Source organism: Pseudomonas syringae group sp. J309-1, from assembly GCF_032582135.1.
Classification (GTDB): Bacteria; Pseudomonadota; Gammaproteobacteria; order Pseudomonadales; family Pseudomonadaceae; genus Aquipseudomonas; species Aquipseudomonas quasicaspiana.
Map to the genome: position 1 here is coordinate 35,743 of NZ_JAWHNU010000003.1, position 12,044 is coordinate 47,786.

Here is a 12,044-nt window from a genome sequence, read left to right on the forward strand (position 1 = left end):
CAGCAGGTAGTTACGCGTGCCAGCCTAATTGGCTGGAAATGCGTTGCGTGGCTTCCACCAGTTGCTTGACGTAGTCCTGCTTGAGCTCTTCTCGAAAGCGGAAGCAGGGAAATGACACGCTCATGCCGCCGATCACATGCCCAAAACGGTCGCGAATCGGCGCCGCCAGACAGCGCATGTTGTCTTCAAACTCTTCATGGTCTTCGGCATAACCCTGTTCGCGAACCACCTGCAGTTCCTGCAAATAAGCATCGACTGTGGTCAGGGTATTGGCCGTGCGACGCTCGAAGCTCTCTTCCTGCAAGTGTGCCAGCAGCTCCGGTTGCTCAAGCCACGCCATCAACACTTTGCCGATCCCTGTGCAATACAGCGGTGCGCGTCGACCGATACGCGAGTACATACGTAGGTTGTATTTGGAATCGATCTTGTGCACGTAGACGATGCTGCCTTCGTCGAGAATCCCCAGATGCACGGTCTCGCCGGTCAGTTCATTGATACGGCGCATGCCCGGTTCAGCCTCGCGGACGATGTCCAGATGAGGCAGGGCTTGCGCGCCCAGTTCAAACAGCCGAACGCTGAGCCGGTAGCGTTCTTCGGCATCCTGCACGACATAGCCACGAGCCTTGAGCGACTGCAAAAAGCGGTAAACCGTGCTTTTGGACATGTCCAGTTTCTGCGCGATTTCCGATACGCCGCTTTCCTCGGGATGTTCTGCCAATGCCTCTAGTACCGCCATGGTCCGGCCCACTGCGGAGACCAGTTCATTGTTCTGGAGAGTGCTGTTGTCCATGAAGGCTCCAACGGGAACGGAAAACCCAAGGATATACGCTGGCGAGTCAAAACGCTGTTTCATTTTGCTTGACGAGGTGAAAAATCTGATCGAAACTCCGCTACAACTTGCAAGTGAAACGCCGTTTTAAAAATAATAAGGCGCGTAATGATGAAAGTGATTTCAAGACAACAGCCGCAATCCGTTTCACACAAACCCGTCAAAGTCGCGATGGTGGGTGAGTGCATGATTGAGATGAGAGCCGAGTCAGCCTCAGACTTCAGTCAGACGTTTGGGGGCGACACGCTCAACACGGCCGTTTATCTGGCCCGATTGAATTCAGCTGCGCACATCGCCGTGGAATACGTTACCGCCATTGGCGCGGACAGCTTCAGCGATGCCATGCGCCAGTTGTGGTGTGACGAAGGCGTCGGCAACCAGCACGTGCGAGTGATCAAGGACGCATTGCCGGGCCTCTACGTTATCCAGACCGATACTCGTGGTGAACGACGCTTCGTGTATTGGCGTGGTCAGGCCGCAGCGCGGCGCATGTTCGACGGGCCTGAAGCAGACACCATGCTGATGGCTCTGGCCGATTACGACTACCTCTATCTGAGCGGCATCAGCCTGGCGATCCTCACGCCCGATGGCCGCGCACGCCTGTTGAAGGCTGTAGCTCAAGCCCGCCAATCCGGCACCCGGATCGTCTTCGATAACAACTTCCGTCCCCACCTGTGGCCCGATACCAACGCTGCGCGGCAGGCCTATAGCGAGATTCTGCGCCTGACTGATCTGGCCCTGATCACCTGGGATGACGACGAAGCCCTGTTTGGTTACCCAGACGTCGAGGCCTTGTTCCGTGCTTACGCACACTTCGGTGTGGGCGAAGTGGTACTCAAGCGAGGCGCGGCGTCATGCCTGATCGACTGCGACGGCGACCGCTTCGAAGTGCCCGCCGAAACCGTCAGCAACATCGTCGACACCACGGCGGCAGGCGACTCGTTCAGCGCCGGGTATCTCTCCTGTCGCTTACAAGGCGGCGAGCCTTATCTCGCCGCTCAGTGGGGGCACCGACTGGCCGCCCAAGTGGTTCAGCATCGGGGAGCACTGATCCCCAGCGCCGCCATGCCCAGGCTGGATATGCCTACATTTTCTTTTGCCGCAGAGGCCCGCAACTGATGAAAATCATTGAAGCTCGCGTGATCGTTACCTGTCCGGGTCGCAACCTGATCACTCTTAAGATCGTCACCGATGCCGGCATTTACGGTATCGGCGATGCGACCCTGAATGGCCGTGAACTGGCGGTGGTCGCCTACCTTGAAGAGCACGTGCTGCCCGCGCTGATCGGGCGCGACGCCCATCGGATCGAAGACATCTGGCAATACCTGTATCGCGGGGCTTACTGGCGCCGTGGTCCGGTGACCATGACCGCGATTGCCGCAGTGGACATCGCGCTGTGGGATATCAAGGCCAAGGCCGCCAACATGCCGCTGTATCAGTTGCTGGGTGGCAAGAGCCGCGAGCGGGTGATGGTCTACGGGCATGCCACGGGTAAAGACATCGAAGGTTGCCTGGACGAAGTCGCTCGCCATGTCGAACTGGGTTACAAGGCGGTGCGTGTGCAATGCGGGATTCCCGGCATCGCCACCACTTATGGCGTGGCCAAGCGCAGTGGTGAACGCTATGAACCCGCCGACAGCGACCTGCCTGCCGAACATATGTGGGACACCGCCAAGTACCTCAACTATGTGCCCAAACTGTTTGCGGCCGTTCGTGAGCGTTTTGGTGATGACCTGCACATTCTCCATGACGTTCACCATCGCCTCACGCCGATAGAAGCGGGGCGCCTGGGCAAATCCGTAGAGCCGTACAACCTTTTCTGGCTGGAGGACTGCACCCCGGCTGAAAATCAGGAGGCTTTTCGTCTGATCCGTCAGCACACGACCACGCCACTGGCGGTGGGTGAGGTCTTCAACTCGATTCATGACTGCCGCGAGCTGATTCAGGAGCAGTTGATCGACTATATCCGTGCCACCCTGGTTCACGCAGGTGGCATTACCCATGTGCGACGGATTGCCGATTTTGCTGCGCTGTTTCAGGTGCGGACCGGCTTTCACGGCGCCACCGACCTGTCGCCGGTGTGCATGGGCGCTGCCCTGCATTTCGATACCTGGGTGCCCAACTTCGGCATTCAGGAGCACATGCCTCATGACGAACGCATCGACGAAGTCTTTCCTCATGCCTATCGCTTTGAAGACGGCCATTTCACCCCAGGCGAAACCCCGGGCCATGGCGTCGACATCGACGAAACCCTCGCAGCGAAATATCCGTACAAACGCGCCAGCCTGCCGGTCAATCGCCTGGAAGACGGCACGCTCTGGCACTGGTAAGACAATCAAATCATCACAACAAGAACATCAGGCGGCGGCCGCCCTGACAGGAGTTACCCGATGAAAGCCTTTCAAGTAAGAGCACCTTTTGAGTTCGGCCTGGCCCAGGTCGAGGTGCCGCAAATCGCACCCGGCGAAGTCAAGGTGGACGTGGCCTACGCCGGTATCTGCGGCTCGGACATGCACATCATCCACGGCCAGAACGCTTTCGTGCGTTTCCCTCGAGTAACCGGCCATGAGTTCTCTGGCGTGGTGCGCGAAGTGGGTGAGGGCGTCGAACACCTCAAGGCTGGCGACCGCGTGTGTATCGACCCGGTAATCAGCTGCGGCACGTGCTACCCGTGCCGGATCAATCGCCCCAACGTCTGCACCAAACTGCAAGTGATTGGCGTGCACCGCGACGGTGGTTTCAGCGAGCAGGTCTGCGTTCCGGCCAGCAACGCCCATCGTCTTCCTGACTCGATGTCCCTGAGTCACGCGGCGCTGGTGGAGCCTTACTCCATCGCGCTCAACGTGCTGGATCGCATGCACGTGCATCCGGGAGACAGTCTGCTGATCTATGGGGCTGGCGTGATTGGCCTGACTCTGGTGCAGATGGCCCGGGCGCTGGGTTTGACCGACATTACTGTCACCGACGTAATTGATGCGCGTCTGGAAACCGCCAAAGCCCTGGGCGCCAGCCGTACCCTCAACGGTCAGGCTGTCGATGTCGAAGCCACGATGCGTGAGTTGACCCACGGCGAAGGCGTGCCGCTGATTGTCGACGCTGCGTGCATTCCGTCCTTGATGCCGCAAATGGTCCGCCTGGCCTCACCAGCCGGGCGTATCGGCTTGCTGGGCTTCAATGCTACACCGAGTGATCTGGTGCAACTGGAGATGATCAAGAAGGAGCTGACGCTGGTGGGCTCACGCCTGAACAACCGCAAGTTTCCCAAGGTGATCGAGCTGATTGCCAGCGGCAAATTGCAGGTTCAGGAGCTGGTCAGCCATCAAGTGTCTTTCGACGAGATGCCAGCAGCCATCGACCTGATCGAAAACCACCCTGAACAGACCCGCAAGGTGCTGGTGCAGTTGGGTGAAGCGCGTCACTAGTCCGATGTAGATACGAGTGCCCCCCTGGGCACCCTCACCGAATAAACATAAAAAGCGGGAGGTTCCAATGTTTGGTCAAGGCCGTACGTTAATTATCATCATGCTGTTCCTGGCAGGCGTCATTAACTACCTGGATCGCTCGGCATTGTCCGTGGCAGCCCCTTTCATCCAGAAGGACTACGGTCTGACGACGGGTGAGATGGGCATGATCTTCAGTAGTTTCTTCGTCGGCTACGCAGCGTTCAACTTTATCGGTGGCTGGGCGGCTGACCGCTACGGCGCAAAAACCACGCTGCTGCTGGCGATGGTGTTGTGGTCGTTGTTCAGCGGCCTCACTGTGCTGACCGTCGGTTTCGCCTCGTTGGTGCTGATCCGCATCCTGTTTGGCATGGGTGAAGGGCCTTTGAGCGTCACCACCAGCAAGATGGTCAACAACTGGTATACGCCAAAACAGCGTGCCAGGGCGCTGGGTTCGTCGATGTCCGGCACACCTCTGGGCGGCGCGATTTCCGGGCCGGTAGTGGGCTTCATCGCCATCAGCTACGGCTGGAAAGTGTCGTTCATTATCATCATGGTGGTTGGCCTGATCTGGGCTGCGGTCTGGTACAAGTTCGTCAAGGACAAACCTGAAGGCAAGGTTGCCGAGGAGATCAAGCGCGCCGAAGGCACCAGCGAAGTGGCTTCGTTGCCAGTGCATCCGCTGCGTTATTACCTCAAACAACCTACCGTGCTGTTCACGTCGCTGGCGTTCTTTTCCTATAACTACACGCTGTTCTTCTTCCTGACCTGGTTCCCCAGCTACCTGACCATGGCCCATGGGTTGAACGTCAAGGACATGAGTATCGCCACCGTCATTCCATGGCTGCTGGGTTTCCTCGGTCTGGCCTTGGGCGGTTTCATCTCCGACTTCGTGTTCAAGAAGACCGGGCGGATGATGTTCTCCCGCAAAGTCGTACTGGTCACGTGCCTGCTGGCTTGCGCAGGCTGTATTGCCCTGGCTGGCATAGTCAAAACCCTTTATCCAGCGGTCATTCTCGTCGCGCTGGCGGTGTTCTTCCTGTACCTGACCGGCGCCATTTACTGGGCGATCATTCAGGACACCGTGCCTGCCGCCAGGGTGGGTGGCGTCAGCGGCTTCATGCATTTCCTGGCGAACACCTCGGGGATCATTGGCCCGACCCTGACCGGTTTTCTGGTGCAGTTCACCGGCTCGTTCACCAGCGCATTCCTGCTGGCAGGGCTGTTGACCGTGATCGGCGCGGTCTGTGTGGCGCGCTACGTAAAACCGCTAAGCGCTGCAGACACCGGTGAAGCGGCTGTCCCGGTTCCGCAACATGATTCGGCCTTGAGCCATCCCAGAACATAAGGAGTGTGTCGATGCCGACTGTTAACCGCGTGCCTGCTACCGGCACTGCTTCAGAGTCAGAACCGGTCATTGGAATTGTCCATCTGGGCCTGGGGGCGTTTCATCGCGCCCATCAGGCGGTCTACCTGCAACGTAACCTCAATCGTCATGGCCAGAGCGACTGGTGGCTGTGCAGTGCCAACCTGCGCTCCAATCGTGCGGTGGTTGATCTCTTGCGTGCGCAGGATGGTCGCTACCATGTGGCTGAGTATCGCGACCGCGAACAGGTGACGCTGCGCGAAATTACTGTCGTGCGCGAAGCGCTGTATACGGGTGAGGGCGGTGATGAGCTGGAGTTGCTGTTGCAGCGCATGGCCACGCCGCAAACGAAGATTGTCACGCTCACCGTCACCGAAAAAGGCTACTGCCTGAGTCCTTCAACGGGGCAATTGCGCCTTGAAGACCCGACGATTGCCCATGACATTGCTCATCCGCAAACGCCGCGTTCTGCGCCTGGCATCGTCCTCGAAGCCTTGCGCCGCCGTCGCGCTGCTGACATCCCGGCGTTCACCGTCCTGTGTTGTGACAACATGCCTGACAACGGCCAGCGTACCCGGCAGGCAGTACGCGGTCTGGCAGCAGAACAGGATGAAGAACTGGCTCAATGGATAGACCAGCAAGTCGCGTTCCCAAGCTGCATGGTCGACCGGATTGTCCCGGCCATGACGGCAGAGTCTTTCAGTCGTCTGGAGCAGCAACTGGACTGCCACGACCCTGCGGCGGTGGTGTGTGAAAGCTTCAGCCAGTGGGTCATCGAGGACAACTTTCCGCTGGGTCGCCCTGACTGGGAGGTGGAAGGCGTACAGATGGTCGAGGACGTGCAACCCTTCGAAACGATGAAGCTGCGCATGCTTAACGGCAGCCATTCGCTGTTGGCTTACGTGGGCGTGCTGGCAGGTCATGAGTTGGTATTCGAGGCGGTCAATGATGCCCGGATGGCAGGTCTCATTGAGCATTACATGGCCCATGAAGCCGCACCCACGCTGGACATGCCGCCTGGCATCGATCTTTCGCTCTATGCCCGGGATCTGATCGCGCGCTTTGCCAATGACAGCCTGCAACATCGTCTGCGGCAGATTGCCATGGACGGCTCGCAAAAACTGCCGCAACGCTGGTTGCTCGGTGCACAGCAGTTGCTCGACGAAGGTCGCGATATCGCTTGTACGGCGTTGGGTATTGCAGCCTGGATTCGCTACTGCACACAAACCACGACCCAAGTCGTAGACGACCCGTTGAATGCCACCTTTGCCGATCTGGCGGGACGCTTTGACGGCGCGCCTCTGGTGGATGCGTTTCTGGAACTGGATGAAGTATTCCCGACCGCACTGGCGAAGCGACCGGCGTTTCGCGACGCGGTGCAACAGGCTTATGGCTCGCTGGTTGGCGAAGGCATCAGCAGCGTGTTGCAACGCTTCGCTGGGCACAACTAACAAGAAAAGGAGAAGCATATGGAACAGACATGGCGCTGGTTTGGCCCCAAAGACCCGATTTCTCTGGCGGACGTCCGGCAAACCGGCGCGACCGGCATCGTCACCGCACTGCATGAAATCCCCAACGGCGAAGTGTGGCCGGTAGAGGCCATTGCGGCGCGCAAGCAGATGATCGAAGCCGCAGGCCTGACCTGGTCAGTGGTGGAGAGCATCCCTGTACACGAAGACATCAAGCGCGGTTGCGGTCGCCGTGACGAGTACATCGCCAACTATCAGCAGAGCGTGCGTAACCTGGCCAGCTGCGGCATTGATATCGTCTGCTACAACTTCATGCCGGTGCTGGACTGGACACGTACCGACCTGGCCTGGGAACTGGCAGATGGTGGCTGGGCGCTACGGTTTGATCAGACTGCATTTGCTGCATTCGACCTGTTCATCCTCCAGCGTCCGGGGGCAGAGGCGGAGTACAGTGCCGAGGATATACAGCAGGCCAAAGCCTGTTTCGAGGGGCTGACCGCCAGCCAGAGTCAGGCGTTGGTCAATACCCTGATTGCAGGCTTACCGGGTGCTGAAGAGCATTACACCCTGGAAGATTTTCGCGCTTTGCTACGCACTTACGCGGATATCGACGAAGCCAGATTGCGTGAGCATCTGGGCTATTTTCTGCGTGCATTGATTCCGGTGGCAGAAGAAGTCGGTGTGCGGATGGCGATCCACCCAGATGATCCACCCCGGGCGCTGTTGGGGCTGCCCCGCATCCTGTCAACTGCCGTCGATGCCCAATGGCTGCTGGACGCCGCGCCAAGCCGGGCCAATGGTCTGACGTTCTGTACCGGTTCTTATGGCTTGCGCGAAGACAACGATCTTGTGGCGATGGCAAGGCATTTCGCACCCTACATCTACTTCACACATTTGCGCTCGACCCGTCGCGAGGCCGACCCGCGCAGCTTCCACGAAGCTCATCATCTGGACGGCGATGTGGACATGGTCGGGGTTATCCGCGAGCTGGTCACCGAGGAGCGCAGACGCGAACGCGAAGGCGGCCCGCGATTACCACTGCGCCCGGACCACGGTCATCAACTGCTGGACGATCAGCACCGCAAGAGCAATCCTGGCTACTCGCTGATTGGTCGACTCAAAGGCCTGGCAGAAATTCGGGGTGTGGAACTGGCAGTGCGGCAACAGCTGAGCTGAAAGACCTCAGCGCCTGCATCGCGGGCAAGCCCAGCTCCCACAGGAGACCGCGATCTCCTGTTGGAGCTGGGCTTGCCCGCGATTCAGTCGCCACTATTTGTCAGAAAAACCGCATTATCGTTCTTCGCGGGCAAGCCTCGCTCCAAAGCAAACCGCGATCTAATGTGGGAGCCGGGCGTGCCCGCGATACAGGCGCCACGGATATAAAGTCAACGCTAACCCCTGACATCCTCAGGCTCCAGCGCCTGCAGCCAGCGGCCTTCCGAGCGGCTCAAGTGCTGGCGCATCGAGGTCTGCGCGCCGAGCACGTCTTTGTTGGCAACGGCGCGAAGAATCGCCTCGTGCTCAATCACCGCCGCCTCCCAGGTCGACCTATTCTCTGAATGCTTGCTGAGGTGAGCCGAAATCGGGTTATGTCGCTCATCGAACAGCGCAGTGATGATCCGCACCAGAGCCGAGTTGCCACTCATTTTGGCCAGGCGATGATGAAACTTGCGGTCGTCTTCCAGCGGCGGCAGGCCGTTGGCAATGCTTTCACGCATCGCGTCGATACAGTCCTGCAAATAACGGTAGTCACTTTTCTTTCCGTGCAAACAGGCCAGAATCACACTCTCGCCTTCGATCAACGCACGGGCCTGCATCAGTTCTGAAGGGCTCTCGCCCAAGGTCACCGGCTTACTGGTGCCGTCTTTGTGGCTTGCGCGCACATAGACACCTGAGCCCATCTTGATTTCAACAGCGCCTTCGATTTCCAGCGCGATCAGCGCTTCGCGCAGCGAAGGTCGGGACACCCCCAGCAGCCGCGTCAGATCCCGTTCAGGGGGAAGCCGGGCACCGGTTTTGAAGTCCGCCTGCGCGATGTAGTTGCGCAATTGATCGGCAATTTTCTGGTACGGCTTTCGTTCAGCGGCGTTGATCGGTGAAACCATGGTTATGGCGTCCATCGGAAAGTTGGCGAAGGCTACCATAGCGACCGATAGCTTCGCCGTTGGTGAACGCGTCCATGCTTTGTGAACTCAAGCCGTCATCACATCACCGCGCCGATCTGCCATGGCAGAAACTCGTTATCACCCAGACCATTTTCTTCACTGCAGGTCTGCCGCCCGGAAGCGGTGTCGAGCATCAACTGGAACAACCGTTGGCCCGACTCAGCCACTGATTCCAGACCCTCGACAATCCCTCCGGCGTTGAAGTCCATATCCAGTTCCATGCGTTGAAACAACCCCGTATTGGTGGCGATCTTCAGGGACGGTGTGGGTTTGCAACCGTAAGTCGAACCCCGACCGGTGGTGAAACAGATGAGGTTCGCGCCGCCTGCCACCTGGCCTGTCGCCGACACCGGGTCGTAGCCGGGCGTGTCCATGAACACCAGTCCACGGGCTTCAATGGTTTCCGCGTACTGATAAACCCCCATCAAGCCGGTTGCACCTGCTTTGGCGACAGCCCCAAGAGACTTTTCCAGAATGGTAGTGATGCCACCCGCCTTGTTGCCGGGCGAGGGATTGTTGTTCATGTCACCGTCGTTGTGGTGTACGTAAGCTTCCCACCAGTGAATCCGATCCATCAATTTCGCTGCAATGTCGGGGGAGGCGGCGCGGGCTGTGAGCAGGTGTTCAGCACCATAGATTTCCGGGGTTTCCGAAAGAATCGCAGTGCCGCCCTGTTGCACCAGCAGATCCACCGCTGCGCCCAGTGCCGGATTGGCGGTAATGCCCGAGTAACCGTCCGAGCCGCCGCATTGCAAACCAACGCAGAGATGGCTGGCGGGGACGGTTGTGCGTTTGAAGCTGTTGATGACCGGCAACATCGCTTGTATATGAGCGATGCCGCGTTGCACGGTTTCCCGCGTGCCGCCTGCGTCCTGAATGATGAGGCTGGCCTTGAGCAGGGCCGACCGATCGTCAAGCTTATCCAGCAACGGCGTCAGTTGGTTGACCTCACACCCCAAACCGATCAACAGCACCCCGGCGAAGTTGGCATGATTGGCATAGCCACTCAGCGTCCGCTTGAGAATGTCGATGCCTTCACCTTTAGCCCCCATGCCGCAGCCGCTGCCATGGGTGATAGCAACCACGCCGTCGACATTGGGGAAGTCCTTCAAACGTTCGGCAGAGAACGCATGAGCAATGTGTTTACAGACAGTCGCGGAGCAATTGACGCTGGAAATAATGCCGATGTAATTGCGCGTGCCGACCCGACCATCGTCGCGCAGGTAACCTTCAAACGTAACCGGCTCGGGGCTCAGTGCAGTAGGCACATAAGTGTTCTGCACGCTGTGTTCGGTACTGACTGTCGGCATCGCCAGGTTGTGGACATGGACATAGTCGCCGGACTCAACACTTTGCGTGGCCTGGCCAATGGTCTGGCCATACTTGAGCACTTGTTGCCCGGCCGACACGCCGCGCAGGGCAATCTTGTGGCCGGACGGAATTGGCTGCCGGGCGATCAGCTCAATGCCGTCAGCGCTTAGCCGTTGGCCTTCGGCAATGTCGCCACGGGCTACCGCGACATCATCTCCGGGTGACAAAACAAGCAAGGAGGGCTGGTTCATGGTGCGTCCTCTATAGGCGTTTTTCAGCACTCGATGATGGCTTTGACCACGCCCTGTTTCGGGTCGAGCAGTGTGGTGAACGACTCGGCGACATCCTTGAGTGTCAGCCGATGGGTGTTCAGCGCGGCATCTGGAATCAAACCGTTGCGCAAGCATTCCTCCACATAGTGGAAGTCTTCTTTGGTGGCGTTCCGGCTGCCCATCAAGGTGGCTTCACGTTTGTGAAACTCAGGGTCGGAGAAGGTGATGGAGTCCCGTACTACCGAAATCATCACGTAGGTGCCGCCGTGCGCGATGAATTCAAAGCCCCGTTCCATGGCCCGGGCATTGCCGGTGGCGTCGAACACGACGTCGAAAAAATCATCGCCGGTGAGGTCGGCCAGAGCCTGCTTGTCGCCTTCGCCGATTTGCACGGCCGCTTGAATGTTCAGGTGTTGGTTACAGAAGGCCAGACGGTCTTCGCGGGTATCCAGCACAGTGACCTTCGCGCCGCGCAGGCTGGCGAAGATCGCAGCGGCCATCCCGATAGGACCCGTACCGACCACCAGCACCTGCTTGTCCGCCTGCACATTCGAGCGACGTACCGCGTGAGCACCGATCGAGAGAAATTCGATCATCGCGGCCTGATCAAGCGAAACGCCCTCGGCCTTGTGGACGAATGCCTGGGGAATGCTCAGGTATTCGGTAAAAGCCCCATCGCAATGAACGCCCAGCACCTGAATTCGGGTGCAACAGTTGGTTTTGCCTTGGCGGCAAGCGATGCATGTCCCGCAGGAAAGGTACGGCATCACGTAAACCACATCGCCTACGGCCAGCTTGCTGTCGCTGTCGGCGTCTTCGACGACCCCGGAAAACTCATGGCCCATCACTCGTGGGTAATCGAGGTAAGGCTGGTTGCCGGTGAAGATATGCAGGTCGGTGCCGCAGACTCCGACGCGCTTGACGCGGATCAGGACTTCTCCGGCTTGCCTGAGCGGTTTATCGCGTTCGATAGCGGTTAACGAGCCGGGTTCGTTACAGATGACGGTCAGCATGCTGATGCTCCTTGTTGGGGGGAAGGGCACCGAGCGCGCTGCAGGCGGGATATCTACACATCAGGAGGCTCTCTTTGTTGATCTCTTTTTGTTGTAGTCGGGCAGGTGCCCGCTCGGATGATCACGCTTGAAAAACTACACGTCGGGAATTTTATTGGCAAGACCAATATTCGTAATCA

General features: G+C 58.6%; 10 protein-coding genes. 6 read left to right on the forward strand and 4 right to left on the reverse strand.

All coding sequences use genetic code 11. The features are described from left to right. Nucleotides 1–10: 10 nt before the first annotated feature. A complete protein-coding gene (gene kdgR / locus RX972_RS02375; protein WP_027901231.1) occupies nucleotides 11–790 on the reverse strand; it encodes a DNA-binding transcriptional regulator KdgR in 780 nt (259 codons plus the stop codon). 150 nt (nucleotides 791–940) lie between these two features. Between kdgR and RX972_RS02380 the strand changes: the two genes are divergently transcribed. The 6 genes from RX972_RS02380 (at nucleotide 941) to uxuA (ending at nucleotide 8,280) form a co-directional block, all read left to right on the forward strand. After that, the gene (locus RX972_RS02380; protein ID WP_316872435.1) at nucleotides 941–1,948 is read left to right on the forward strand and encodes a sugar kinase; all 1,008 of its coding nucleotides are present in this window, start codon (nucleotides 941–943) and stop codon (nucleotides 1,946–1,948) included. After that, complete coding sequence (gene manD, locus RX972_RS02385) at nucleotides 1,948–3,159, forward strand: D-mannonate dehydratase ManD (RefSeq protein WP_027901233.1); 1,212 nt, start codon at nucleotides 1,948–1,950, stop codon at nucleotides 3,157–3,159. The genes RX972_RS02380 and manD overlap by 1 nt, the downstream gene beginning before the upstream one ends. A 60-nt stretch (nucleotides 3,160–3,219) precedes the next feature. Next, nucleotides 3,220–4,251, forward strand: a complete 1,032-nt coding sequence (locus tag RX972_RS02390; protein WP_099271327.1) for a Zn-dependent oxidoreductase — start codon at nucleotides 3,220–3,222, stop codon at nucleotides 4,249–4,251. 67 nt (nucleotides 4,252–4,318) lie between these two features. Beyond that, entirely contained in the window at nucleotides 4,319–5,617 is a 1,299-nt protein-coding gene (locus tag RX972_RS02395) for an MFS transporter (RefSeq protein WP_027901235.1), read from the forward strand. A gap of 11 nt (nucleotides 5,618–5,628) precedes the next feature. Then, a complete protein-coding gene (locus RX972_RS02400; protein WP_316872436.1) occupies nucleotides 5,629–7,086 on the forward strand; it encodes a mannitol dehydrogenase family protein in 1,458 nt (485 codons plus the stop codon). Nucleotides 7,087–7,104: 18 nt separating this feature from the next. Then, nucleotides 7,105–8,280, forward strand: coding sequence for a mannonate dehydratase (gene uxuA, locus RX972_RS02405; RefSeq protein ID WP_316872437.1), 1,176 nt, complete (start codon nucleotides 7,105–7,107; stop codon nucleotides 8,278–8,280). 215 nt (nucleotides 8,281–8,495) lie between these two features. Here uxuA and RX972_RS02410 read toward each other — a convergent pair whose 3' ends face one another. From RX972_RS02410 to RX972_RS02420, 3 genes are all read right to left on the reverse strand, one after another. Beyond that, nucleotides 8,496–9,209 carry a FadR/GntR family transcriptional regulator gene (locus RX972_RS02410; RefSeq protein ID WP_316872438.1) on the reverse strand — a complete coding sequence of 238 codons (714 nt, stop codon included), beginning with the start codon at nucleotides 9,207–9,209 and terminating at the stop codon, nucleotides 8,496–8,498. 98 nt (nucleotides 9,210–9,307) lie between these two features. Beyond that, nucleotides 9,308–10,831, reverse strand: a complete 1,524-nt coding sequence (locus RX972_RS02415) for an altronate dehydratase family protein (protein WP_316872439.1) — start codon at nucleotides 10,829–10,831, stop codon at nucleotides 9,308–9,310. A 23-nt stretch (nucleotides 10,832–10,854) separates the two neighbouring features. Further along, nucleotides 10,855–11,865 (reverse strand): zinc-binding alcohol dehydrogenase family protein, encoded by a 1,011-nt coding sequence (locus tag RX972_RS02420; protein ID WP_316872440.1) that lies wholly within the window; start codon nucleotides 11,863–11,865, stop codon nucleotides 10,855–10,857. Nucleotides 11,866–12,044: the final 179 nt, after the last annotated feature.